The organism is Novipirellula aureliae, from assembly GCF_007860185.1.
GTDB classification, from domain to species: Bacteria; Planctomycetota; Planctomycetia; order Pirellulales; family Pirellulaceae; genus Novipirellula_A; species Novipirellula_A aureliae.
In genome coordinates this window covers 557,322-583,214 of sequence record NZ_SJPY01000006.1, presented here as the reverse complement: position 1 = coordinate 583,214, position 25,893 = coordinate 557,322, and the positions used below count along the sequence as shown (strand labels likewise).

17 protein-coding genes and 1 tRNA gene are annotated in these 25,893 nt (G+C 53.6%); 16 read left to right on the top strand and 2 right to left on the bottom strand.

Annotated elements, in window-relative coordinates:
* The first annotated feature begins 431 nt into the window (after positions 1–431).
* The 7 genes from Q31b_RS19925 to Q31b_RS19895 all read left to right on the top strand — a co-directional run bounded on the left by Q31b_RS19925 (position 432) and on the right by Q31b_RS19895 (position 11,750).
* Positions 432–3,518, top strand: a complete 3,087-nt coding sequence (locus Q31b_RS19925) for a secretin N-terminal domain-containing protein (RefSeq protein ID WP_197171896.1) — start codon at positions 432–434, stop codon at positions 3,516–3,518.
* A gap of 239 nt (positions 3,519–3,757) precedes the next feature.
* Entirely contained in the window at positions 3,758–5,455 is a 1,698-nt protein-coding gene (locus tag Q31b_RS19920; RefSeq protein ID WP_146601376.1) for a GspE/PulE family protein, read from the top strand.
* 2 nt (positions 5,456–5,457) lie between these two features.
* Complete coding sequence (locus Q31b_RS19915; protein WP_146601375.1) at positions 5,458–6,678, top strand: type II secretion system F family protein; 1,221 nt, start codon at positions 5,458–5,460, stop codon at positions 6,676–6,678.
* 190 nt (positions 6,679–6,868) lie between these two features.
* On the top strand, positions 6,869–7,771 hold the full coding sequence (locus Q31b_RS19910; RefSeq protein ID WP_146601374.1) for an amidohydrolase family protein: 903 nt from the start codon (positions 6,869–6,871) through the stop codon (positions 7,769–7,771).
* Entirely contained in the window at positions 7,771–9,393 is a 1,623-nt protein-coding gene (locus Q31b_RS19905; RefSeq protein ID WP_146601373.1) for a sodium:solute symporter family transporter, read from the top strand. Before Q31b_RS19910 ends, Q31b_RS19905 begins: the two co-directional genes overlap by 1 nt.
* Before the next feature lie 57 nt (positions 9,394–9,450).
* Positions 9,451–10,416 carry an aldo/keto reductase gene (locus Q31b_RS19900; RefSeq protein WP_146601372.1) on the top strand — a complete coding sequence of 322 codons (966 nt, stop codon included), beginning with the start codon at positions 9,451–9,453 and terminating at the stop codon, positions 10,414–10,416.
* A 287-nt stretch (positions 10,417–10,703) separates the two neighbouring features.
* Complete coding sequence (locus Q31b_RS19895) at positions 10,704–11,750, top strand: zinc-dependent alcohol dehydrogenase (RefSeq protein ID WP_146601371.1); 1,047 nt, start codon at positions 10,704–10,706, stop codon at positions 11,748–11,750.
* 290 nt (positions 11,751–12,040) lie between these two features.
* Here Q31b_RS19895 and Q31b_RS19890 read toward each other — a convergent pair whose 3' ends face one another.
* The gene (locus Q31b_RS19890) at positions 12,041–13,198 is read right to left on the bottom strand and encodes an AraC family transcriptional regulator (protein WP_146601370.1); all 1,158 of its coding nucleotides are present in this window, start codon (positions 13,196–13,198) and stop codon (positions 12,041–12,043) included.
* 373 nt (positions 13,199–13,571) lie between these two features.
* Positions 13,572–13,644 (bottom strand) — tRNA-Arg (locus Q31b_RS19885).
* A gap of 179 nt (positions 13,645–13,823) precedes the next feature.
* Here Q31b_RS19885 and Q31b_RS19880 point away from each other — a divergent pair.
* The 9 genes from Q31b_RS19880 to Q31b_RS19840 all read left to right on the top strand — a co-directional run bounded on the left by Q31b_RS19880 (position 13,824) and on the right by Q31b_RS19840 (position 25,827).
* On the top strand, positions 13,824–14,978 hold the full coding sequence (locus tag Q31b_RS19880) for a tyrosine-type recombinase/integrase (protein WP_146601369.1): 1,155 nt from the start codon (positions 13,824–13,826) through the stop codon (positions 14,976–14,978).
* A complete protein-coding gene (locus Q31b_RS19875; protein ID WP_146601368.1) occupies positions 14,975–15,643 on the top strand; it encodes a hypothetical protein in 669 nt (222 codons plus the stop codon). Before Q31b_RS19880 ends, Q31b_RS19875 begins: the two co-directional genes overlap by 4 nt.
* 214 nt (positions 15,644–15,857) lie before the next feature.
* Positions 15,858–16,112 (top strand): helix-turn-helix domain-containing protein, encoded by a 255-nt coding sequence (locus Q31b_RS19870; RefSeq protein ID WP_146601367.1) that lies wholly within the window; start codon positions 15,858–15,860, stop codon positions 16,110–16,112.
* A 467-nt stretch (positions 16,113–16,579) separates the two neighbouring features.
* Complete coding sequence (locus tag Q31b_RS19865; protein WP_197171894.1) at positions 16,580–19,378, top strand: phage/plasmid primase, P4 family; 2,799 nt, start codon at positions 16,580–16,582, stop codon at positions 19,376–19,378.
* A gap of 364 nt (positions 19,379–19,742) precedes the next feature.
* The gene (locus Q31b_RS19860) at positions 19,743–20,186 is read left to right on the top strand and encodes a hypothetical protein (RefSeq protein ID WP_146601365.1); all 444 of its coding nucleotides are present in this window, start codon (positions 19,743–19,745) and stop codon (positions 20,184–20,186) included.
* On the top strand, positions 20,179–20,484 hold the full coding sequence (locus Q31b_RS19855) for a hypothetical protein (protein WP_197171891.1): 306 nt from the start codon (positions 20,179–20,181) through the stop codon (positions 20,482–20,484). The genes Q31b_RS19860 and Q31b_RS19855 overlap by 8 nt, the downstream gene beginning before the upstream one ends.
* 255 nt (positions 20,485–20,739) lie before the next feature.
* Positions 20,740–21,885: a phage major capsid protein gene (locus Q31b_RS19850; protein WP_146601363.1), complete on the top strand. Its 1,146-nt coding sequence runs from the start codon at positions 20,740–20,742 to the stop codon at positions 21,883–21,885.
* Between the two features lie 232 nt (positions 21,886–22,117).
* Positions 22,118–25,375 carry a hypothetical protein gene (locus tag Q31b_RS19845; protein ID WP_146601362.1) on the top strand — a complete coding sequence of 1,086 codons (3,258 nt, stop codon included), beginning with the start codon at positions 22,118–22,120 and terminating at the stop codon, positions 25,373–25,375.
* Entirely contained in the window at positions 25,375–25,827 is a 453-nt protein-coding gene (locus Q31b_RS19840) for a hypothetical protein (RefSeq protein WP_197171889.1), read from the top strand. Before Q31b_RS19845 ends, Q31b_RS19840 begins: the two co-directional genes overlap by 1 nt.
* The last annotated feature ends 66 nt before the right edge of the window (positions 25,828–25,893 follow it).

Below are 25,893 nucleotides of genomic sequence, written 5' to 3'. Positions count from 1 at the left end.
GTTATTGTCGTCGTCTGCCAACGTGCTGTCCTAACAGGAGTGATGGTGCGAGAAACACCCGTTCTAAGCCAAGATCGGCTCTTTTTATCCAGGGCAAAATTCTACCATGAGGCGATTTTTCGCACAACGGGCCAGCCTTTTTTCAGGGTGCCTACAAGTCGTTTTCTGCAAAGGACTTAGGATCTTGTTCGACGGATGACACCGGTAAAGCGAAACTCTGGCCGACCACAGGGGTTGTATTGGGAGCACTATGAGTAATGTGCTGATTTTTGCGGCATGACAAAGGTTTTCTAGCAAAGTTGAGCGAAGTCGCCGGAACGGTGGCTCCATCGCGTGATTACCATATTGGAATTGCATGCTTCCTTTTTCTCTTTCCGGCGTTTGGGCATTTCCAAACCTACCGCTCCTCCACGTCCAACAATGCTCCTCGAATGAACAAATCGCTTCACCAGAGTACCTCCTTCGCCGTCCTTGCGATTCTATTCTTAGCGTCGCACGTTTCGGTCGCAAACGCACAACAAGCAAACTCGCAACAAGCAGAAGCCCTGCAAGCGGCAGTCCAGCAAGCGGAAGCCCAGCAAGCGGCAGTCCAGCAAGCGGAAGCCCAACAAGCAGAAGCCCTGCAAGCGGCAGTCCAGCAAGCGGAAGCTCAGCAAGCGGAGGCCCAACAGGCGGCAGCCCAGCTTGTCGAAGCTCAAACCGCTAACGCTGAGGAGCCCGTCACGGCACCCGACGAGCCGGTACAGAGCGGTTCCATGGAGCAATTGGTGCTGAACTTTCAGGGCACAGCCTGGGAAGACGTGCTAAATTGGTATGCTGAGCAAGCGGATTTGTCGCTACAGATCGATCGCTATCCCACTGGATCTGTCAATTATGTCGACCCCACCCGATCTTATAGTGTTGATGGGACGCTCGACATTTTGAACCGTTTGCTTTTGGACCGTGGCTACGCATTGGTTCGCCGCGGCCGAATGCTGTTGTTGATCGATTTAGAGGTAGACAATGCGGCAAACTTGATCAGCGAGCTAGCTGAATTGGTCAGTCTAGATGACCTCGATGGTCGCAGTCAAAGTGACATCGTCAGCAGTGTCTTTCCGCTCGGCAGTTTAACGCCCGATGCCGCCCGGCAAGAGCTCGCACAACTGATTGGGCCGTGGGGCCGAATCATCGTTCTCGATAGTGCTCGGCAAGTGAAGGTGACCGAAACGGTTAGCAAGTTGTTGGCCATTCGCAAACTATTGGCAAATGCTCAAGAGACCGAGTCGAACGTGGTCGAGATCGTACTGAAGTATCGCGGTGCTGATGAGGTTCTGGAGATCGCTCGACCGCTGCTAGGCTTAGAAGACTTGCAAAACTCGAACGAATCGATTCGTCTTTCCGTCGGTGCCTATGGCGAGCGGATCTATGCAACCGGAATGCCCGGAAAAGTCAGTCTGCTTGAAAGTATTGTTTCCAAAGCCGACAAACCGCTGGCGACCGCCGAAGAGGGCTCGACGGACGAACCGTCAAAGCCTTTGTTTGAAACTCATCCAGTCACGGTTGCCGACAGTTCGACGGTGTTCGATGTATTGCAGACCTTGTTGGCTGGAACGCCGGATGCGCGTATTGCGATCGACCCGAAAACAAAGTCGATTGTCTCCTACGCGCGGCCTGAAACTCAAGCGTTGATCGCGGCGACCATTGCGAAATTAGAGGGTAGCGGCCAGGAATTCAAGGTCATCAACTTGAGGCAGCTAGATCCCGCACAGGCATTGCTAACGATCAACAAGTTTTTCGGCATCACCGAAACGGGTGGCCAAGGTCCAATTGTTGATGGCGACCCCTCGACCAACCGGCTATGGATTCGCGGGTCAGCCGACCAGATCGCGATGGTTGAAAAATTGATTGGAGAGCTCGAAGGCAACGATGTCATGGGCAAACTTGGCAACAAGGTTCGCATGCTGCCCTACAATGGTCCGTCAGGCATGGATGCATTTAGGCAAGTTCAAGACGTATGGTCGGTGCTCGGTCGCACGAACCAAATTCGAACCATCTCGCCCTCAAGTGGTTCATCGAATGGTTCATCGGAGACGCGGGCTGGAATTCCCGATCGGCGGATTCATCCGGATCCACAGCCCGCGAAGCGACCGTCTGATGAAATCCCCGCAAACGACGGAAAACCCGATTTCCGAAGCCCTTCGGAAAGCGGTTCCGTTGAAGCTCCCGATTTTGCATCGGTGCGCTCATCGCTCACATCGCCGACCACATTGGTCGCGGCCCAGGCAAACGAGTCGGCGTCAGCAAACGAGTCGGCTACGGTCGCCGAGGGTGATCCACCATCGATCACACTCGATTTTGAAGGAGCTGACATTGTCGTCCAGTTTACTCCGGCTGGCATGATTGTCGCCTCCGAAGATACCGAAGCACTCGATACATTCGAAGCGCTGATGGAATCGTTCGCTCCAAACACCACAGCCCAATCGGACTTGCCGACCATTTTTTGGCTCAAGTATGCCAAAGCCGATGCGACCGCCGAATTGATTTCGACCATTATTGGCGGCGTCGATAGCTCGCTTTCATCGATGGGCGATTCGTTTTCAGGTGGCCTCGGAGGAGGGATGCTTGGGCTACTAGGAATGGGTGGCGGTGGTGGCGGAGGCGGTGGTGGCGGATCGACTGCGAGATCCGTTTTGACCTCGACCGGATCAATCAGCATTGTTCCCGATGCTAGACTCAACGCCTTGATTGTCCAAGCCAATCCGCTCGACTTGGAATTGGTTGAAATGATTTTGCGAAAGCTAGACATTCAAGAAAGCCCTGAAGACATCGAGTTGATTGCCAAGCCAGCATTGATTCCGATCATCTACCAAGATGCGGCAAGCGTGGCGGAAGTGGTCAAGAGTGTGTTTGCTGATCGTATCAATGGCGGCACGCAATCGAGCGGGCGTGGACAAACGAATCCTCAAGAAATAATCGCGGCGCTCCGAGGCGGCGGGGGAGGTGGTCGTGGTGGTGGTGGTGGTGGTGGAGGTAACCGTGGCGGTACCCAAACAACTCAGAGCGAGCCCTCCAAGATCGTTATCGCGGTGGACGCGCGCAGTAACTCGCTTGTGGTAACCGCAACACCGCAAGATTTCGAAGAGGTCCGACAACTGGTCCTCGCACTTGATGAAGGTGGGATGCAAACGGAAGAAAGTGTCGAAGTGGTGACGCTGAAGGGAAACATTAAGGCAGATGTCGTTCGCATGGCACTTGAATCGGTTCTCGGCGCATCAACCCAGACAACGACCACCGGCTCAACAAATTCTACGTCTTCAAATGCCTCAAGCAACGACGCGGCTCGTCAAGCCGCGATGATTCGCGCGATGCGTCAGAGCGCCGCGGGTGGCCGAGGCGGTGGTGGCCAAACAACCGGTGGCCGGGGTGGCGGCGGCCAAACAACCGGCGGCCGAGGCGGTGGCGGCCAAACAACCGGTGGCCGAGGCGGCGGCGGCAACACTGGCGGTGGACGTGGCGGCGGCGGTGGCGGTGGCAGATAGCCATCCTTAGCGGTTTGGTTTGTCGCGGATAAAGAAATTAGGGTTGGTGGTAGTGGATCTTGTCAAAGATCCCCAGGCCGCAGGATCTATGATAAGATCTGCAACATTAGCCGTTTGAGTTGGCCACGGTTTCATCAACGGAACCGCGGCTAACGCCAAAACGGCTGACCCTAAAATCAAATGTGGCTGAAACCCTAGGCCACTGAATTATCAAACAACTGAATAAGAAAGATAGCACGATGCAAGCCGGAGAAATCCTGAAACGCCGCGGACTGATTAGTAACGAACAACTTGAACAGAGTCGACAAAGCAATTCGCCCAATGTCATTCAAGCTGCTGTAGAACTCGGCTTCGTCAACGAACGAGATGCGATGCAGGCGTTGGCCGAAGAGGTCGGTCTCGACTATGTGGACCTGCGCGAAATCGAGGTTGACCTGAAGGCGCTAGAAGGATTTCCACAGAAGCTCATCTATCGACAATCCCTGTTTCCGATCGGCATCGACGATGGCATGATCATCGTTGCCACCTCCGATCCGCTTGATCTTTACCCACTGGATGAGGCGAGCGCGGTTACGGGCAAAAGTATTGTACCGGTCGTGGCCGAGCGAGCCGAAATCGCTCGCTTGGTCAAACAACATCTTGGGGTCGGCAGCGAGACGGTCGAAGGATTGATGGCCGCGAAAGTCGATGATGACGTCGAACTGCTCGACCAAATCGAAACCGACGGCAGCGAACTGAGTGAGATGGCTCAGGAGGCATCCGTCGTCCGCCTAGTAAACGAGATTTTGCTCGAAGCGATCGAAACACGAGCGAGCGATATTCATATTGAAACGCAATCGGATGGACTGCAAATTCGCTATCGTATTGACGGTATCTTGCATCCTCAACCGACCCCCCCTGAGATCAACCGCTTCCAGGCAGCCATTATCAGCCGCCTCAAGATCCTAGCTCGATTGAATATTGCGGAAAAACGATTGCCTCAAGACGGACGAATCAAACTCCGCGTCCATGGACGCGAAGTTGATATCCGGCTCAGCGTCATTCCGATGATTCACGGCGAAGGCCTGGTGATGCGTGTTCTCGACAAGTCGTCGATGGTCTTTGATCTTCGCAGCTTGGGCATGAACGAAAAGGTTTACCAAACCTTTAGTGAAATCATCACATACCCGCACGGCATCGTACTGGTCACCGGCCCAACGGGATCGGGTAAAACGACAACCTTGTACAGCAGCTTGCTGCAAATCCGTAGCCCTGAGACGAAGATTATCACCACGGAGGATCCGGTCGAGTATCAACTTGATGGGATCAACCAAATCCAGGTCCACCCGAAGATTGGGCTAACCTTTGCAGCGTCCTTAAGAAGTATTTTGCGGCATGACCCCGACATTGTTTTGGTGGGGGAAATTCGCGACTTGGAGACGGCCGAAAATGCGATCCAAGCGTCACTGACCGGTCACTTGGTCTTCAGTACGTTGCACACCAACGATGCCGCAGGAGCGTTTACCCGCATGGGCGACATGGGAGTCGAACCATTCCTGGTAGCCGGTACAGTCGAAGCCGTCATGGCTCAACGACTGGTGAGGCGATTGTGCAAACACTGTAAGACGGCCATAAAGCCAAATAAAGAGGATATCCCGGCCGATTTCCCTTGGGATCGTTTTGCTGAACACCCCGATGGTGCGGTGCTCTACCAAAGCGTGGGCTGCCGTGAATGCCGGCACGTAGGCTATAGCGGACGAATGGGGATCTACGAATTGCTAGTCACGAATGAAGAGATTCGCCAACTGGCGCAAGATCGAGCGAGCAGTTGGGATATTCGGCGGGCGGCGATCAAGCATGGTATGCGAACCCTGCGAATGGACGCATGGGATAAGGTCATCGAAGGGCAAACGAGTATTGATGAAGTTCTCCGCGTGACTCGGGGCGAGGCCGTATAAGCATGCCAGTGTTCAGCTACATCGCTCGCGATATGTCGGGCAAACAAGTCTCCGGGACGATCGAAGCAACGGGACCTCGCGAGGTCGCTGCGATCTTGTCCGAGCGGTCCCTGTTCCCCGTCACGGTGGAAGACACAACCCAATCGTCTCGCGGGTCATTTGCATCGGTTTTTGGCCGAAAGCAAAAAGTAAATGGTCAAACGATGTCGATTTTCTACGGACAATTGGCATCGCTGCTACGCGCAGGCGTGCCGATGATCCGCTCGCTCAACGTGCTCGGGTCGCAAACCTCCGACAAAGTGCTCAAGGAAGTGGTCGGCGACATCCGCGCGCGTGTCGAAGATGGCGAACCACTCGGACAGGCGTTCTCTCGTTACCCAGGTGTGTTTAGCGAGATGAGCGTCAACATGGTACGGGCAGGTAGCGAAGGCGGGTTTCTCGAGGATGCACTTGAGCGAGTGGGTGCATTTACGGAGCTACAAGAGGACTTGAAAGGCCGAACCGTCAGTGCGATGGCTTACCCGGTTTTCTTGTTTTCGGTCGGCACGGTTGTGATTACGGTCTTGCTCGTTTTCTTTGTTCCCAAATTCGAAATGCTGTTTGAGCGACTTCGCAAAAAAGGACAGATGCCTTGGGCAACCGAAGCGTTGTTATCCTTTAGTAACTTCCTCCAAAGTTATGGCTGGATCGTTTTAGTCTTGGCATTGGTTGCCTTCGTGCTCGTGAAGATGAAACTAAACAGCGATTCAGGAAAAGACTTGGCCGATTCGTTCAAGTTAAAAATCCCGGTACTAGGAGACATCTTGATGAACTTGGCGGTCGCCCGCTTTTGCCGAGTGCTCGGGACGCTACTGGGCAATGGGGTCCCGATCATCAAGTCGCTGGAAATCAGCCGTAGTGCGACTGGCAACCGACTATTAAGTCGATCGATTGCCGACGCCACCGAGAACATCCGCAGCGGCGAAAGCTTGGCGACCCCACTGCGGGCCTCCGGCTACTTACCCGTCAGTGTGACCGAGATGATTAGCGTTGGCGAAGAGAGCAACTCGCTCGACACCGTGCTACCCGAAATCGCCGACTCTCTGGAAAAGCGAACGTTTCGTCGACTCGATTTATTCGTCCGCCTATTGGAACCGATTATGTTGCTCGTCATGGCGATCTTGGTCCTGGCAGTCGTGATGGCGTTGCTCGTCCCCGTGCTAAAGAGCAGCACCTCGCTGTAAATCACGCTTTTCCATTGCCATTTTTTACCGAGTCGTTTTTGAACGGCTCGCGATCAGGCAGGAACGTCGGCAGCCATTCTCACGGCCACACGCCATTTATGGTGACTCAATCGCCATAAGTGGGGAGTTTTTCCTCAAAGAGGCCTGCTAAACTCAGACAGCAACGCTTCATCCTGTCGAGTTGGAACCGATGCAAATAGATAGTCATCAGCACTTCTGGAAGTACAATCCCGCGGACTATGTCTGGATGTCCGAGGAGATGAGTATTTTGCGGCACGATTTCCTACCGGAAACCCTCGAGCCGCAGCTTCGAGCCGTAGGGTTTGACGGCACAATCGCTGTGCAGGCACGTCAAATGCTCGTTGAAACCGAATGGCTACTCGAGTTGGCTGACCAGCATCCTTTCATCAAGGGCGTCGTGGGCTGGGTTGATTTCGAATCACCACAGCTCGGCGAGCAGCTCGAACGTTTTGCCTCTCATCCAAAACTCAGGGGTGTCCGTGAGTTAATCCACGACATGGCTGATATTGATTACGCGATCAGCGTCAACCACCTCGCGGCCATCTCTCAGCTCGCAAACTTCGATTTGACTTACGACTTACTCCTGAAGCCGCCTCACATTCGCCCTGCGATTACACTGGTGGAGAAGTTTCCCAACCAGCCCTTTGTGGTAGACCACCTTGCAAAACCGGCGATTGCGGCGATTGCCTCGACCAGTGGACCGACCAGTAGCCGAACAACGCAATGGGAACGCGATCTGCGAGACCTAGCAACGCATGACAACGTTTGCTGCAAGCTCTCGGGGATGGTCACCGAAGCGGTGTGGAACGCTTGGCAAGTGGATGATTTCCGGCCTTACCTCGACATCGCTCTCGAGGCTTTTGGCCCGGAGCGGCTAATGATTGGTTCGGACTGGCCTGTTTGCACGCTAGCCGCTACTTACGAAGACGTGATGGGGATCGTTGTGGATTACGTAAACAAACTGGCGGAGAATGAACGCAATGCCATTCTCGGCGGCACCTGCGCCCGATTCTACGATCTGGACGGGCCGGGTGATGCAAGTGTTACCGATGATTTGGCAGGAGCCAAGTAATGAATATTTCGACCTTCGATCTTTCTGTAATCGTTTTCTACTTAATTGGCATCATGCTCATTGGGATTTTTTCGGTACGCCGGAAAACGGGAACGGGCAACGAGTATTTCCTGGCGGGGCGTTCGCTCAAATGGCCAGTGGTTGGTGCGGCTTTGTTCGCATCGAACATCTCAACGATCCATCTGGTGGGGCTTGCGGAAGGCGGCTACAAATACGGGCTGGTCATGGGGAATTTTGAATGGATGGCCACCTTCACTCTTATTTTGCTGTCTCTTGTTTTCGTTCCATTCTACTTCAAGAGCAAGATCACAACGCTGCCAGAATACCTTGAGAAACGTTACTGTCGTCAGACCCGCACGATCATGGCCTTCATGTCAATCGCTTCGGCACTGCTGATTCACATTGGCATTTCGCTGTACGCTGGCGCCGCCGTGTTTGAAGAGTTTTTCGGGCTCAATGTAGTCGCTTCGATCGTCGTGATCTCGTTGGTCACGTCAATCTATACAGTGATCGGAGGGCTGACGGCGGTCGTCGTTACCGAGACGGTTCAGACCGTGATCTTGTTGGCGGGCGCTGTCCTTGTCACGTTGCTGGCCTTGTTCGCTCTACCTGAAGTCGGTATCGGTTCGCTATCCGAATTTCGCGAGGCGACCAAGCCACAGCAGTTAAGCATGCTGCATGCTTCCAATGCCGATGGGTTCGCTTGGTATGCGTTCTTGTTTGGTTATCCCGTTCTTGGAGTATGGTACTGGTGCACGGACCAGACGATCGTGCAACGGGCGATCGGTGCGAAAGACCAAGCCAACTCGCAACAAGGGGCTCTGTTTGCTGGAGCACTCAAAATCTTGCCTCTATTCTTAATGGTTTTGCCTGGCGTTTTCGGTTACGTTTTGTTCAAAGACCAAATCGGTGACGAGGCGGCTAAGACGTTGCCAGTGATGATTAACGAACTCGTTCCGACTGGGCTCAAAGGCATTATTGCAGCGGCGCTCTTGGCTGCTTTGATGAGTACGATTGCTGCTGCTCTCAATAGCGCAGGAACGTTGATGGCGGTGGACATCGTTGGACACTTCCGGCCTCAAACGTCGGATCGCCAGCAGGTTTTGATTGGCCGAATGACGGCAATTGTTGTCATGTTACTAGCGATGGTTTGGTCGACTCAAGGTGACAAGTTCGGTTCCATCTTTGAAGCGATCAACAAAATGCCAGCCCAATTTCTCGCGCCGCCGATTACCGTTGTGTTTCTCTGGGGGGTGTTCTGGCCACGCGGCACCAAACAAGCCGCATTGGTGACTTTAATTCTGGGCTTTGTCCTCGGTTTCGTTGTGTTCCTGATCGATCTGCCAGCGTTTGGCGACGTGCAGTGGGTCTCGGACGCAGAGCACGGATTGGGAATTGGCTTTATGATGCAGGCGGCGTGGGGATTCATTATCTGGTCCGCGGTCTACGTCATTGTCAGTTTGGCAACGCCACGACCTTCACGCGAGCAGACCGAATTGACCACTTGGCCGAATCCGCTGCAAGTGATTTTCCACGGTCCCTTGGTTGGCTGGTCCGATCCTCGTTTGATCGCCTGCTTCTTGTTGGCAATTATGGGCGTATTCTACTTTGCTTTGGGCTAACTCCCACTTCGCATCCAACTTTCACTTCAAATCACAGAGACTGACTGGACGCTTTCAATGAAAACTCGTCGACTTGGAAACACGGACTTGGAGTTGCCGATCATTTCGTTCGGCGCCTCCTCGCTCGGCCACGCCTTTCATTACGTTCGCCCCGAAGCAGGTTTAGAGGCGGTGCAGGTGGCCTTGGAACTTGGCATCCATCACTTCGATACCTCTCCTTTTTATGGTCGGGGCGTGTCGGAAGTTCTACTGGGAATCGCTTTGCGTGATGTGCCTCGCGATCAATACACGATCAGCACGAAACTCGGTCGTTTTGGAGACGATCATTTTGACTTTCGCCCTGAAAGAGTCATTGAGAGCGTCGACACGAGTTTGTTTCGCCTCGGTACCGATTGCCTCGACATTGTCTTCCTGCACGACGTTGAGTTTACCGACTACCAGCGATCGATCGATCAGGCGCTTCCGGCGCTACTCAAGGAGAAACAGAAAGGCAAGGTTCGCAATGTTGGGATTGCCGGATATCCATTCAAGCCGCTGGTTTACGCATTGCAGAATCACAAGTTTGACGTCACGCTGAACTACAACCATTACACGTTGCAGAATCGCCGGCTTGCCACCGAGATGGCCGGTGTCCTCAAACAACATGGCGTTGGAATCATCAATGCCGCTCCCTTTGCACAACGGTTGTTGACGAGTGAGGATTTGCCGGATTGGCATCCTGCCGATGCGATAACTCGCGAGGCTTGCCGAGAAGCGATCTTGTATTGTCGTTCTCGCGATATGAACCCGGCCAAGCTTTGCGTACAATTTTCAACTCGCTGCGAAGATCTCACGACGTGTGTGATCGGTACCGGGAAGCCAGAGAACGTAAGAAATTGGGTCAAATGGCTCGACGATCCGTACGAGGAAGAAGCGATTCGGGAAGTGGAGAAAATCTTGGCTCCGGTCCTGGACCGCAACGCAATCTTCGGCCTGCCGGAGAACAACGATTCCACCAGCGGTCCACTGGACTTTTCGGCTTAGCCGTTACGTGGCACAGGCTTCCAGCCTGTGTTTTGTCCATCCCAGGCTTCCAGCCTAGGTTTTGTCCATCACAGGCTTCCAGCCTGTGTTTTGTCCATCCCAGGCTTCCAGCCTGTGTTTTGTCCATCACAGGCTTCCAGCCTGTGGTCTTGGCCATCCCAGGCTTCCAGCCTGGGGTTTTGGCCATCGCAGGCTGGAAGCCTGGGGTTTTGGGCATCACAGGCTGGAAGCCTGTGCCACTTGTTTCCAAACATATAACTATTTTCTAACGAGTAAGGTGACGATTCATGCTTGCGGGCATACTACATGGCGAGCGCGATCTGCGTCTCGAAACGACGGAGCAACCCCAACCCGGTCCCGGCGAAGTTTTGCTGCGTGTTCTACGGGTGGGTATCTGTGGGTCAGATGTGCATTACTACCGACACGGCAGGTGTGGCCCTTTTGTTCCCTCGCGCCCGTTTATCCTCGGGCACGAATTCGTCGCGATCGTCGATTCCGTTGGACCTGACGTAAAGCAAACTTCTCCCGGCGAGCGGGTTGTCGTTAACCCAGCACGTTCATGTGGCCGCTGTGAAGATTGTACATCGGGTCGTGGGAATCTTTGCAGGCATGTTGTCATGCTCGGCAGTGGCAGCACGACGCCGCCAACCAATGGTGCCTACGCTGAATATGTTAAGGTGCAGGCGCATCAGTGCCACTCGATTCCTGACTCCATGGATGACGGAATCGCAGCGATGATGGAACCGCTCAGCGTTGCGTTGCACGCCATTCGCCGTGCTGGAGACCTTGTCGGTCAACGCGTACTCGTTACCGGCGGTGGCCCTATTGGTTTACTCACAGCCGTAGCTGCACAGTCGTTTGGTGCAAGTGTTGTCGCGGTGAGTGAGCCGTCACGGCAACGTCGCGATACGGCCGCAGCCATGGGAGCCGATCATGTTCTTGATCCGACAAGTGACGGCATGATCGAGCATGCAATCGGATTAAGTGATGGAGGATTCGACAAAGTCTTCGAAGCCTCGGGAGCGGAACCAGCCGTTTTAGGTGCAATGCAGATGGTTCGCCGTGGCGGGACGATTGTCCAGATTGGGACGGTCGGTAATAACCATATCACCTTACCGGTCAACGATATCATGCTCCGTGAAATCAGTTTACTGGGGACGTTTCGGTACGCCGACGAATTCACGACGGCGATTCGCTTGGCCGCAAGCCAACGAATCGAGAAGTTGCCACAGTTTATCACCGGCGTCTATCCGCTCAAAGAGATTCAACAGGCGATGAGCCGAGCAAGCGACGGCGATGATGCATTGAAGGTCCAGATGTCGGTTGGTGATTGAGAGGTCGTCAAAAACGCAACTTTCGCATCTGACTTGCTTTCTTCCGATCTTCCTACCACTCTCAAATGCTGGCCGCAAAGACGAACCGCTAATGCACGCTAAGGGACGCTAAGATTATCATTCGAACCAGGACGCTCATGCTTGATTAGCGTTCATTAGCGGGTTAGGCGTCTACATCAACCAACGGTCTTGATTCATTTCATTCGCGTGATTAGCGTGCAAAGGCAGCTAGTTGGTGGGTTTGCCATCCGTAGGTTCCGTAACCTCGTCCACGAGGTCTACTGAAACCACTACGGTGGGGAGTACTTCTGTCGATACTCCTGCGGCGTGAAGTGGGTTGCTCTGCGAAAGTATCGGGCGAAATGATGGTCGGAATCGAAGCCGACCATTTGTGCAATTTTCCAGACCGGCAAACTTGTGCCGCGCAGTAGTTTTGAGATGTGGGCCACGCGAGCAGCTGTGAGATGCTTCAAGATCGATGAGCCACATTCTCGGTAGAATCGATCGTTCAATGTTCGGTGTGACAAGCGAGTTGCCTTGACAACATCTCGGACTTGAATCGGCCGAGCGACGTTTTCTCGGATGTATTGAAGCGCAGAACGCACATCGGCGTCTCGGACCATCATGATATCGGTTGATTGCCGCGCGACGACGCCTGACGCAGGCGCGATGATGCGTTGCCCAGACATTTTTTCTTTGCCAAGAATCATCTTATAAAGCAACTCTGCAGCCTCGTAGCCTGCCCGATCCGAAGCCATCGAGACACTACTCAGTGGTGGGTTGGCAATTTCACAGACATAGGGATCATCGTCTACACCGATCACCGCAATGTCCTCTGGCACACCGTAATCCAATGCTCGACAGCACTCCAAGATGTTCGCCGAACGGTCGTCGTTGGCACAAAAAAGGCCGACCGGCTTTGGCAATGACTCAAGCCATGATTGAATGAGTGGCTCTTCCTTTGCCCAAGTAGCCGCACGTCGATGAGCCGGTTGAAACACATCAACCTGATGGCCCGCCTCGGCAATGGTTGAGCGGAAAGCGGCCCCACGCTGCTGGGACCAACGCATCGATTCGAAGCCACAAAAGGCAAAGTGCTCTAGCCCCAACGACAGCAGATGCTCACCCGCCAACTGTCCCGCCTTATCATCCTCTGATTGAACGCCTGGATATTTACCATCGTACTGGTTAACGTCTAGAACGATCGCGGGCACATTGAGCCGCCGAATCAGATCGAGCCGGCTGGTAGGACATACGGCTCCGTCCGGTTTCCAGGCTCGGAGTTCCTCGAATCTCGTTCTGGTCGAACGCACGAAGTAACCATGCGGCTCACGATAAAACGTCCAAGGACCGTGGAGCGAGGCATAGCGAGCAATCCCCGAGAGCAATCCCCGGTCGAACTCGCGAGCTGCGCCCAGAAGCAGAATAATTCGTGGAGACATCGACATGGCTGCCTAACTTCCGCGTGGATGCTCTTCATAGAAACCGCCAACAATGGTGGTTTTGTAGCTGAAAATGGAAGCGGTTTCAACGCCAAACGGGACGTTGGACGTTGATCACGGATTCCCTGGTTCCCCCCCCCGAGTCTGGGACGAATGGCGTGGACTTAAGAAAAACGGAGTGAGTTTCACAGGGGTGTTTTTCCTGCTTCCGTCCGGCTTGTCGGGTTTTCCTGCTTCCGTCCGGCTTGTCGGGGCGGAGCAACAGGTGGCAGCTACCATGAACGCAAAATTCCTCGCTCGCCGCACCCCCACGAATCGCCTCCGGCGTTTCGTGGGGGTGCGGCGAATTTCTTTCGGGCGTGCGGTTTGTAGCCGCCAGCACCCTCGAGAGGATTCGAACCTCCGACACCCGCTTTAGGAAAGCGGTGCTCTATCCCCTGAGCTACGAGGGCTTTTGTAGTCAATCACGCTGTTTTACGGCGTTTTCAAAGTGAGGCGTTTCTGAGTTGACGCCCCGTTTGACGCCCCGGCTACAAAGGGTTATCATCAAAAGGCGTAAAAAGTGACGCCCCAGCAGTGTCGGCCAGGGCGTCAAGCAGTCACCTACAAGCATGACCCCGAGGTAACTACCGTGAACGATTCTACCCGCCCCAAGAAACCAAACAAGCCGTATCCGGACTTTCCCTTGTATCCGCACAACAGCAAACGTTGGGCGAAAAAGATAAACAAGCGAACCCACTATTTTGGACCGTGGGACGACTGGAAAGGTGCTCTTGAGCGTTGGCAGTACGAAAACGATTATCTTCAACAGGGCAAGACTCCACCGCCCAGGAATGTCGAAGCGTTGACGGTTGAGGACATGGTCAACGGATTGCTCGAACACCGTGAAGCCAAAGTGTTTTCGGGTGAGTTGAGCCGCCGCACTTGGCTGGACTACCGGCGTGTCGGCCGATCGCTGATAAAGGACTGGGGGCGATACCGAACCGTCGAGTCACTGACGCCAAGCGATTTCCAAAAGTTGCGTGAAAAGTATTCAAAGAAACTGCAACTAATCGCTCTTGGCGATTTCATCCGCAGAACAAAAACGTTTTTCAACTTCGCCTACAAGCAAGGTTTGATCGAGCACCCGGTAAGGTTTGGGCTGGGGTTTGAAAAGCCAAGCCGTAAATCGATCAAGAAGGCCAAGCAAGCGAAGCCGGCAAAGATCTTCACGATAGAGGAACTGCAAACGCTCTACCGCGAAGCAAGCCCACAAATGCAAACGTTTATGTTGCTTGCCCTGAATTGTGGTTTCGGCAATTCCGACATCGGGCAACTAGAAGGCCGGCACATCGATGGCCAATGGATGCGGTCCCCCAGGCCGAAAACATCGGTAGAACGAGATTGCCCGTTGTGGGCAGAAACCAAAGCAGCGATAGAAGCAACCCGGCAAACAAGCAAGCCAGATTGCCCGCTTGTGTTCTTAACAAAACGAGGTTTGAGCTGGCACAAAGATGAAGGCGCGAATCCGCTATCCGCAGAGTTTCGAAAGTTGTGTATTGCTTGTGGATTGCATCAAAAGGGCAGAGGGTTCTATTCGTTGCGTCATCAATTCCGAACCGTAGCCGATGGGAGCCGCGATCGGGCGGCAATCGATCGGATCATGGGGCACTCTGACGATTCGATGGGGGCTATGTATGTCGAGTGGATTGAACCAGATCGACTGCAAGCCGTTGTCGATCACGTTTATCAGTGGGTTAAGCCGATGTTTGCCGAGTCGATGCAAAGCGAAGGGGGTGAAAAATGAGCGAGCGACACACTGCCATGCATTTGCCTGAATCCCGTTTGAAACTGGAATACTTTGAAAAAGCAATCACGACATATCTGGAAGTCATGGAAAGTATTCAGGCCATGCGTCGAAGGCAAATGTACGACCGTGAAATGTGGTTGCGATTCAGCGAAAACGGACACATTCCCGAGACGACGCACAGAGTTGCGTTTAGAACCGATGTTCTGGACCTTCCTTCGTTGCCGCCGGAGATCTTTGATTTCATACCGGAATACTCATTGCCCGAGTCGCTGGCAAAGATTGACCGCATAAAACAGATTGAAGAAACATGTTTTGCAATGAGGGGGCGAGATGACATTGAGGCGATTAGGACCGTGCTTGAATTAGATAGGGAACGGCTTGCAATCACTGAATCAATGGATGACATATTGCGTACTTTTCGGTCGATGATTTGGGATGCGTTGGACAAGTCGTCGGCCAAAACGCCGCCGCCTGATTCGCAGCCGGAACCACCGCCGATAGTGGATGCGTTCAAGCTGCACTGCGAGATAACGCCAGGAAGCCATCGTGATAGAGCGATTGCTTGGAAAAAATTACATCCCTTTGAAACCAAGACAATCACGCAACTAACGAGAAAGTCAGAACGGCTTCCATACCCAGGAAAGCCGGAAAAGCCCGACTGAGCCGAAAACATCCCTACCAAAAAACCTACCAAACCGCATGAAACGAAAGTTTTTTGCGGTTTTTTTCGTGTCGTTTTCCTGCAAGCGAATCACCAAATCAGACCCTACCACAACCCTACCAAAACGCTGGTAGGGCGTGCTTTTGTTTTTTCCCCGCGTAGATTTTGAACAACGTTTCCAACGTCTTTCAAATCAAATCACCGGAGAAAAAAACATGCTGGAACAACACTACGCCCCAGTGGACGCCGCCACGATGCTGGGCGTCGATTCCGAACAGGTCCTAGCCTGGATCCATAGCGGCGAGCTTGCCGCCGCGAATGTCGCAAAGACACAAAACGCCAAACGCCCGCGATGGCGAATTAGCGAATCAGAGCTTGGCAAATTCTTGTTGCGTAGGCGTCACCCTGCCAGCGTCACGACATCGACGCCCAAAGTCGCACGACGCCCAAAGCCAAAGCAGTACGTCTGAGCCACCAACAAAAAAACGGCCCAGGGCAGCAACCCGAGCCGTTATCTGAATCGTCCCGCCGCAAAACGGAAACATCACAAGGAATCTAAACACATGGTACGGACACCCCGGCCAAAGGTCAACCAGAAATACCCGATCGTCGAGACGATCGAGGGCCAGCAGATCCCCATCGACGACCACGGAATAGTCAGCGATCACCGAGCTGCACCCGCAGGTCCACCGCCTAGAGCGGACGAGATATCAGCCGCGGCCCAGTGGCTGGCTACCCAGCGGCCGTCGACCACCCGGTGGCTATCCACCGAAACAGCCCGGCACTCGGCAGCGTGTCTGACCGGCCAGCATGTCAGCGATGGCGCGGTCCTCGCGGCCGCGTATGCCTGCGGATACCGCGTATCGTGGCAGCCATGCGACGGACACAGGGCCCGTATCGGTATCTCGCGTCAGTCGCATGCAGCGGAGGTGACACGATGAGAACCATCATTGCACCCGAGCCGCCGAAGCAGAAAAGCAAACCGCAGCAAAAGAATAAGCCAACGTACAATGTCGACGACGTCAAAGCAGCGTCACGCGGACGATGGGCCGAAATCATCACCACCCTGGCTGGAATCGGTGACGATTATCTAAACCCAGGCGTTCACGGCCCCTGCCCAAAATGCGGTGGTACTGATCGCTGGAACTTCACAAATCTCGACGACGAGGGGGGAGCGATTTGTAACCAATGCGGAAAGTTTGGTGATGGGCTCGCGGTGCTAATGTGGGCTCTTGGGATTGGCTTTCCCGACGCGGTGGATCGAGTTGGCGATTACTTGAAAATTCCACCCAGCGAGAAGCGTAGTTCAAAATCGAGTAAGAAAGCGAATGGCAAATCAGCCATCAAAAAGCCCGAACTAAAGCCCCTGCCAGAGGAAGTGGTTTCGCTTCGTCATCGCATCTACTCCCGCCTGGCTGAGTTATGCGGTCTCAGTGATGATCACCGCTCGCAGCTGCGAGAGCGCGGACTGACCGACGATGAGATTGATCGGATTGGCTACTTTACAGCAGACAACTCGTCATGCATTGAGATGAAAATCCATGCCGAATACAAAGATGAATTTGAAGACATCTCGCGACACGTACCAGGCGTCTTCCCTGGCCGGGCAATAGTCATCAAGTCGCGTGACTGCTTAATGATTCCTGCGAGAAACGCCGACGGGAACATCATCGCGATAGAGACGAAGCCGGACGACCCTAGCAAAGGTAAGTACAAGCCGTATACGTCTCAATACAAAGATGGTGGAAAAATTGGAGAGTTCTACCCTACGCCCGGAACGATCGTTCATTTCGCGTTACCAGCGAAAGTTGATATTGATTCAGCCGATACTGTACGTTTCACCGAGGGACCATTGAAAGCTGATGTTGCAGCGTCGCTTTCGGGGGTACGTACGATTGGCGTTGCTGGCGTTGGGAATTGGAAGCACGCCATTGACGCTATCGAGTCGTCTGGATCCCAAAGGTTGCTATTGGCGTTTGACGCTGATCACGCCACGAACAAAGACGTCGCTAAGTCAATCGCCGAGTCCTACGAGTATTTCAGCGGCGACGGATCACCCATCCAGTCAGTCGCAATCGAGACGTGGCCAGCCGACCAAGGAAAGGGAGTTGATGACGCTCTGGCGGCCGGCGCCGAGCCGCGAGTGATCGAGGGTGAGGAGGCCAGGGAGTTTGTTTCTTCGCTGGCAGTGAACGGTTCCGTCGAAATCAAAATTCCAATCAACGATCCAGCCCGTTTGGCCGAAGAGAATTTGGCATCGTACAGGGCAGCCGGTCGAGACATTCGGCACTGGCGAGAAAGATGGTACACCTACAAAGGCCAATTCTGGGAGCCAAAAACCGAAACTTATATCCGTGCTCGGATTCGTGGGTTTATTGAAAATCGCTTCCGCCAAGACTGCGAAGAGTCAACCGAGCGATGGGAGCAAGACGTTGACAAAGGGAAATATGAAAGCGACCAGGCGGCCGCGAAAGCGAGACCGAAAAAATTAGCAGTGACAGGAGCACTCGTCCGGAATGTAACCGAGGCCGTTCAGTCGATCTGCATCCTGCCCGATCACATCGACATGGGGTGCTTGCTACCAGATAAGACCGCTCGAAACCTCTGGGCCGGCAGCAATGGCTTGCTTAATTTGGATAAGCTCGCCGAAAAAGCGACCCAGGAAGTATTGCCGCATACATCGAGTTGGTTCAGCTCGTATTGCCACGATTACGAAATTGACTTCCAGGCCGATTGCCCAAACTGGATCCAGTTTCTTGACCAAGTGTTCTGGAATCGATCGACCAAACTAGTAGATACAGAGTCGATCGATACGCTCCAGCGATGGTTTGGCTACTGCTTAATGGATCACATCCGGCTGCAAAAGATGCTGATTCTTGACGGCGTTTCAAGGTCAGGGAAAGGAGTCATCGCCCGGGTGCTCAAACACATGGTGGGGGAATGCTTCACCGCCTCGCCGAAGCTAAAAGATTTTGCGGGTGATTTTGGGTTGCAACCGTTGCTAAACAAGCGACTGACCGTAATCGGGGATGCGAAGCTAGATCGTTATCGGCATGACACTGAATCGATTTTAGAAACGCTACTTGCGGTTGTTGGTGAAGACTCGATTGACGTCAACGTCAAACGAATGGACGCCGCTACATCGACGAAACTGAAAACGAAGTTCTTGTTGCTTTGTAACGGAATACCAACGCTGAATGACCCGGCGATGGCAATCGTCAATCGCGTCGTCATTCTCAAGTTCAACAACTCATTCGCTGGCAAAGAAGATTTTGAGTTAACAAAGAAACTGCTCAATGAAATGGCTGGGATATTTCAGTGGTCTCTGGTTGGATTCTGCCGAGTCTACGACGACCATCGATTGCCACAGCCTGAGAGCGGACGAGAAGCACTTGAAAACTTCAAACGTGCTGTTTCACCAATTCGTGGTTTCGTTGAGGAGTGTTGCCATCTTCGCGACATGGACGACCCAAACGAGCCGGAATACCTCGTTCATCGAGATGACCTATACGACTCCTGGATTGGCTATTGCCATGAATGCGGAAGAGACCACCCAGGGACGAGAGCCAAGTTCCTACAAGGATTGATGTCGGCCTATCCGTTTGTTAGTGAAGTCCGACCGAGAGAAGAAGGCGAACGACCGCGAAAACTAGTGAACATCGAGCTTGCCCAAGAGGGTAGGGAAAAGTTGGACCAAAAACGGGACCGCGACAAGATCAGGACACTTGGGGAATAAACAGCTTCGTTGCGTCAAAAAAAGTGGTCCAGGTTTTGGTGGCTTGGTCCAGTTTTGGTCCAAGCAATAAATTCAAAAAACACCGTAAATAACGGGGTGGTCCAAGTGGTCCTAATTTTTCCCCACTTCAAGTCCCTAGTGACAACTTAAATAACACACAAAACACCCCGCTACAGGACTAAAAGGATGAATAGAAAACACTGACTACAGGTCCGATGCGAGAAACGCGAAAAACCTGGACCACCTGGACCAGAAACTAGTGAACATCGGGAGTCAAGAGGCGGACGCGAATGCTTCCCTGGCAGGCAATCAAATGAATGGAACAAACGAAGCGAATCAAATGAATAAAGCGAGCGAAACAAAAATGAACCGAACAACCGCACCACCGTCGAGAATCGACCAAGACCGCGAAATCGAAGCGGTTCGTCGTGCATGGCGATTGACCGAACCGGAACCGACCTACTCCGACCCGCCGTGGCTCAAGACCGCGATGCGTCAGGCGGCCGAGCGGGGTGATCTACCACAGAGGCGAGCATGGGAGCAATTGACCCATGTGCTGGACCGAGCAGGGTACAGCCACCTTGTGGACCACCCTTTCGTCATCAAGGCCGATGGCGAGCGTCACGTTTGCTTGGAGCCGTATTACAGCGTTTGCACCGAGCGAGCAACGAGTGACGCGAAACGATTAGGTGAGTTACTGCTATGCAATGTGCGAGTATCGCTTAGGTCATGGCATTACCCAGGATTCACAATCCGAATCACGTTCGCGCCGAAACAAACAACCGAAGTGAATGAATCAAATGAATGAAACGAGCGAAGCGAAACAAACGAGCGAAACCATTTGCGTGTTGATCCCGCTCACCATCGACAACGGCCGCGCGTTAGTTGGCCGAGTGCAACACGACATCCCCGCTGGCAGTCTGCTCGCGATTGCAAAAGCTACCGACCTACGACCCTGGTTGGTCCGAGTTATCGAGCAACCGAACGATGAATCAGGCTTGGCTATCAGGTCGCTCCATATCGACGTAGGACCGCCGCCAGGTAACTGGGCAACAAAGGAGCCGCGACCGGCAGTGGACACGTCTGAAATTGGAAGCGAACGATGAGCAACAAAAACGAACGACTGCCGACCGTCTACATTTGCCGAGCTCGCTGCGAGGTTTGCGGATGCAAGGAGATTGAAACGTTACGCTCGTGGCCTGAACCAGATGGCACCCGAACTAGACGCACCCGATGCACCAACCCTGATTGTCTCGCAGTGTTTTTAGTCAACATCGATTACGTGCCATTTTCTGGCAACACGACTTTTGACAGGCAGTAGAATCCGGTCAGTCAACCAATTCATTTACAGGAGCCATGCAATGAGCGTCGAAACCAACTACCTCCACACCGTTAGCGACAGTCGAGTCCTCGAAGCCGCAATCTGCAAAGCAGGCCGATTGCCGTCGATCGATAACCACTATTCAGCCGCGACATTGGAGGAGTCCGATCGTCGTTTCCCCCGTGGCTGTGGACTGAACCAATTGATCCTCACCGCGGCTGCAGAAAATGGCTACCGGGGAAATTATGAACCAAGAGTTTCGATCGAAGCACACCGACACGCTTTTGGCTTCCTATCTGCCAGTGGTTTCTCATCGGTTTCGCTACCGAAAATTCTTAGCAACGTTGCCAACAAGTTTTTGATGGCAGGCTGGGAATCTGCCGACACTACCCCACTTCGGATTGCCGCTATCCGCAGCGTCACAGACTTCAAAGAAACAACTACGGTTTCGCTCGTTGGGGATGTTGCGTTCCAAAGATTGGCTCCAGATGGCTCGATCGTCCATGGCAACCTAGGAGAAACCGACTACACAAACAAGGCGGACACCTATGCCAGGATGCTGACAATCACTCGGACGGATGTCGTCAACGATGACCTTGGCGCATTGGTCAATCGATCAAAGCAACTCGGCCGTGGTGCTGCGTTGATGCTGAATCGAATCTTCTGGACTAAGTTCCTGAACAACTCAGCATTCTTCAAAGACGCGAACAATAATGTCAGCACAGAGCCACTGGGCACAGTTGGGCTGGCTGCAGCCGAGGCAGTATTTTCTGCCCAGACCGATCCAAACGGTAATCCGATTGGGGTACAGCCTTCGATCCTTCTGGTTCCGACGCTTCTCAGAACTACTTCGCTACAGCTAATGAACTCGGAGAAAATCAAGGGATCCACCGACGAACCTGACGCTAATGTTTGGAAGGATCGCTTCACACCCGAGTCATCGCCTTACATGAGCGATTCATCGTTCACGGGACACAGTGCTTCGGCTTACTACTTACTCGCGGATCCCGAGATTTTGCCAGTAGCGGAAATCGTTGCTTTGGGCGGCCGCGTCGAACCAGTCATCGAAACAGCCGAAGCCGAGTTCAGCGTTCTGGGCGTCTCGATGCGAGGGTATAGCGACATAGGCGTTGCCATGGCCGAATATCGCGGCGGTGTTCGCTCTACTGGCATTGAAGCGGAATAAGGGGGAAAGCGACGAATCGTCAGCACCGTGCGTTTGTTTCCCTTCAGGAATAAATGTTTGGCGATCGTCGTAGTGGGCAGGAGCGTCTAGAAACCGCGTTCCTGCCCATGTACCCCCCCCGGGGCAAAGGTACTTCACTAGATCGATTTGCTTTCCCTCGAAATGCTGAACCCCGGTACACACAGTTACAGTCAGCCACTACGTTTACTTCACTTTAATTAAAGGCTAGTCGATGGCGTTAGCAGCAATCAAATCTGGCGAAGGCTATGTCGAAATCGGCATTCGCAATCGAATTGAACAGGGCGCGAAGGGCGTCCAAGATAGTCTCGACAAACTGGGCACAAAAATAACACGCATTGGTGCGATGATGAGCGCCGCAAGTGGTGCCGCACTGGCAGGACCGTTGATCGCAGCGTCTCGCGTCCAAGAAACGATGAGTAAGTTCAACGTCGTTTTCAGTGATTCGGCCACTGAGATGCGTAAGTGGTCCGACGAGATGGCGGCAACGCTCGGAACCACCCAGGGCGAAATGTCGGGGATGTTGGCCGGGATGCAAGACTTGCTCGTCCCGATGGGGATGATGCCGGCACATGCAACAGGGGTCAGCAAAACGCTATCGAAACTTGCCGTTGATCTCGGTTCGTTCAACGATATGGAAACGGATCGTGTCTTTGCCGACTTGATGGCTGCGATGACCGGATCCGGCGAAGTGATGAAGAAGTATGGTGTCATCCTCACCGAAACGGCTGTGAAGCAAGAAATGCTTGCGATGGGGCTGGACCCAGCAATCACCGACAACGCAGCCAAGGCACAGGCCCGCCTTAACATCATTATGCGTGGCACAATCGCAGCTCAGGGCGATGCGGTTCGAACCGCTGACGAGTTTGCGAATGCGAAGAAACGTTTGTGGTCCGCGATCATGGACGTTTCTGCGGCACTCGGTGGACCGATGATTGGATCGATGGGCGATTTCGTCAGTCTGGCAGCTACAGCGGTCAACGGGATAGGTAAATTCGTCAAAGCGAACACGGACCTCGTTTACGCAGCCGGAGCCGCAACGGTCGCCGTCGGTGTAACTGGTGCTGGCATGATCGCAGCGGGAGCTGCAGCAAAAGCCGCGGCGATGGGGATCGGTGCATTTGTCACCGCGTCAAATATAGCAACGGCTGGGATCTCGATCGCGTGGAAAGCTGCCACCTATACGTTCTACGCATTCCAAATCAAAGCGATCATCAGCGCAAAAATCCTGCAGACGGTATGGTCTGTTGCTGCGTCAGCGATCGGGGTTGCGTGGCGATCACTGGGAGGAATTCTGTCGACAACGGCAAATATTATCTCGACGGCCTGGTCCGTGTTGTCGACGGTATTGTCATCGGCACTTAGCACAGCGGCTTGGGTTGCGGGTGCCGCGATTGTCGCCGCTGCGTGGGGCGGTGCTGCTTTCGCGATTTCGGCCGCAATGATCGGGGTTGATGCGACATTAACCGGGGCGGCTGCAATCGCTTCAGCTGCATGGGGCGCGGCTTCGTCGTTTGTCTCGGCTGCGTGGGGGGCAGCTTCTGGATTCATCATGTCCGCCTGGACAGCATCCAGTGGAGTCATCGCGTCATTGGCTGGCGTTGCGACTACAGCGTGGGGTGCGGCTGCAACCTTTATTGCTTCAGCCTGGTCGGGGTTGTCGGCTGTTATCACGGCGTTCACCAGCGCTAACTCTGTATCGGCAGGTATTTCCGCTGCAGCCTGGACGGCATACAGCATGATTCGTTCAGCAATTACCGCAAAAGGAATTGCTGAGAGCGGGATCCTTGCAGCGGCGTGGACCGCAGCGTCAGGGATCGCGTCAACGGCGTGGGCAGGATTTACGTGGGTGCTGTCATCGGCATTGGCTCCAGCGTCATTGATGTCGGCCGCAGCGTTCACAGTGTCGGCCGCCTGGACCACAGCGGCCGCGATCGCAACGACCGCATGGTCAACATTCTGGGCTGTCGTCTTCGCACCGATCACACCAATCATATTGGCCGTCGGCGCTGTCGGTGCTGTATTCCTTGCCGAGGGTGCGATTATAGCGGGCGTGTTGGGTTCTCTACTTGTTTCCGTTACAGACTTCGGTGCTGCGTGGTCCAAAGTCAAGTCGATGGTATCGGGCGTTGTCGGAGTCATCAAACTTGTGTCGAGCACGTTGATGGGTGCTTTGTCCGTCGGCGATTACGGAATGGCGGCAGAAGCATTGTGGGCAGGGATCCGGCTTGCATTCTGGGAGGGCGTCGCGGGAGTTATCGACGCTTTCAAGTGGATGTATGGCGAAGCACTCGCTATGGGCGAGCGTTTCTTTGTCCGTTTGACGTTGATGGCTATGTCCTCGATGAGTGCCATTGTCTATTCGATCACTCATCCGCTAGACGCAGCGGGAAAACTGGCGTCTACGTTAGCTGATCTTTCCAGCATGTCGGTCTCGTTCGATGTGTCTTCCAATGCGGATGAAGCTCGAAAAGAACTTAACGCGTTGATGGCGAAGATTGAGACTGCCAGGAAGAAGAACAAAAGCGAGTCAGAAGCCAAAGCACTTAAGGACGAATTGAAAACACCAGCGGAAGTCGAGCAAGAAAAACGAGACATCATTGACAAGATGGAACGTTCCGGCGAAGTCAGTCACGAGGAAGCTTCCAAAATGCGAGCCGAGTTGGATCGTCGAAGTCAAAGTGGTGCTTCCGACGGTGACAGCGATGTTTTCGCTGAAAAGGTCAAAGCGATCGAGTTGGAAATTCTAGCACTCGAACAAGGACAGGACGCAGCCGATCGAAAGCGGCTAGCCGACGAAGGACTTACGGAAGCACAAATCAAACAGATCGAAGTCCTCAAAGCAAAGAAGAAAGTGATTGAGGAATTAGCGGCAGCCGAAAAGGAAGCATCCCGCCAGCGAGCGGACGCAATATTCACGAAGGCTGAGGAATGGGGAGATAAAGGCGTTTCACCGGCTGAAATCTATAAGCGAGTTAACAGGCAAATCGACTCCGACGAAAAAGCGGGTCGGATCAACAAAGATGATGCGGCGGATGCACGCACTCGAGCGAACGACAACCTCGACAACGCAATGCGAACGATGGAGCAGCAAGCCAATGCGATGGCCGATGCGATGCGTACTCCACTGGAAGAACTCAACGCTAGAAAAGCTGAGATTGAACGATTGCGAGGTATTGGCGACTTCGACGACACGAAGGCTGACCGAGCACTTTCGCAAGCGGAGGCAGATTTTGAAGCCGCTCGCAAGCGAAATCAAGAAAAAGCTAGCGAGCAAGATGCGGCGATCGAAGAAACGATGCGACGCACTGGACCGTCGGGAACCTTCTCGGCATTTGCGGCAAACCTCGTGGGAGGTGCTGTAAGAAACTTCGAGCGAGAACAATTAAAAGCGTCTCAGCAAACTGCGAAGAATACAGCGGCCACGGCCAAGCATGTCAAGAATCAAAGAAACGGTGGGAGGTTTACGTAATGTCTGTTCGAGGTGGCGGACCAGTCTTTTGCCTATTGGCTATCAGCAGAAAAGAGCTAGTTGAACGCGCCAGAAGTGGCGAGGTTATTGGTGATGGATCGCGGCAAATGATGGAACTTGTGTATCAGCTGGATTGTGCGTTGAACGGTCAGGAATATACGCACCAGTGGTACGGGGTCCGATGGAAACGACTACATGATTTGCTCGAAGCGGCCGACATCCCCGAAAACTTGAAGGAACAAGCGTGCCGAATAATGGCACATGGCTCGGCGGATTCAGAGGAGCCACCCAGCTATGATCAACAGTTGAACCACATGCGTCAGAAGATAATCGAAGCCATAGCGATAGCTGAGGGACGGACAAGAGGACGGCGTATTCTACCGGAACGGCCAGCGGTTAACGATGTTGCGGAAGTGATTCGTGCAACACTCTGGGAGGCAGTTGGTCGATAGACAGACCAAGGTGCGTGGCTTGCTCGCTGTTTCGTCCTTTTGGCGTTGTGAGTCCGCACCCCCGCT

What these genes read in the sequence shown, in the direction of transcription:
- Q31b_RS19870 (WP_146601367.1), top strand. Translation starts at nt 15,858, where the DNA reads ATGCTGGAACAACACTACGCCCCAGTGGACGCCGCCACGATGCTGGGC.
- Q31b_RS19895 (WP_146601371.1), top strand. Translation starts at nt 10,704, where the DNA reads ATGCTTGCGGGCATACTACATGGCGAGCGCGATCTGCGTCTCGAAACG.
- Q31b_RS19855 (WP_197171891.1), top strand. Translation starts at nt 20,179, where the DNA reads ATGAATGAAACGAGCGAAGCGAAACAAACGAGCGAAACCATTTGCGTG.
- Q31b_RS19900 (WP_146601372.1), top strand. Translation starts at nt 9,451, where the DNA reads ATGAAAACTCGTCGACTTGGAAACACGGACTTGGAGTTGCCGATCATT.
- Q31b_RS19890 (WP_146601370.1), bottom strand. Translation starts at nt 13,198, where the DNA reads ATGTCGATGTCTCCACGAATTATTCTGCTTCTGGGCGCAGCTCGCGAG.
- Q31b_RS19860 (WP_146601365.1), top strand. Translation starts at nt 19,743, where the DNA reads ATGAACCGAACAACCGCACCACCGTCGAGAATCGACCAAGACCGCGAA.
- Q31b_RS19915 (WP_146601375.1), top strand. Translation starts at nt 5,458, where the DNA reads ATGCCAGTGTTCAGCTACATCGCTCGCGATATGTCGGGCAAACAAGTC.
- Q31b_RS19905 (WP_146601373.1), top strand. Translation starts at nt 7,771, where the DNA reads ATGAATATTTCGACCTTCGATCTTTCTGTAATCGTTTTCTACTTAATT.
- Q31b_RS19920 (WP_146601376.1), top strand. Translation starts at nt 3,758, where the DNA reads ATGCAAGCCGGAGAAATCCTGAAACGCCGCGGACTGATTAGTAACGAA.
- Q31b_RS19865 (WP_197171894.1), top strand. Translation starts at nt 16,580, where the DNA reads ATGAGAACCATCATTGCACCCGAGCCGCCGAAGCAGAAAAGCAAACCG.
- Q31b_RS19910 (WP_146601374.1), top strand. Translation starts at nt 6,869, where the DNA reads ATGCAAATAGATAGTCATCAGCACTTCTGGAAGTACAATCCCGCGGAC.
- Q31b_RS19850 (WP_146601363.1), top strand. Translation starts at nt 20,740, where the DNA reads ATGAGCGTCGAAACCAACTACCTCCACACCGTTAGCGACAGTCGAGTC.
- Q31b_RS19845 (WP_146601362.1), top strand. Translation starts at nt 22,118, where the DNA reads ATGGCGTTAGCAGCAATCAAATCTGGCGAAGGCTATGTCGAAATCGGC.
- Q31b_RS19925 (WP_197171896.1), top strand. Translation starts at nt 432, where the DNA reads ATGAACAAATCGCTTCACCAGAGTACCTCCTTCGCCGTCCTTGCGATT.
- Q31b_RS19840 (WP_197171889.1), top strand. Translation starts at nt 25,375, where the DNA reads ATGTCTGTTCGAGGTGGCGGACCAGTCTTTTGCCTATTGGCTATCAGC.
- Q31b_RS19875 (WP_146601368.1), top strand. Translation starts at nt 14,975, where the DNA reads ATGAGCGAGCGACACACTGCCATGCATTTGCCTGAATCCCGTTTGAAA.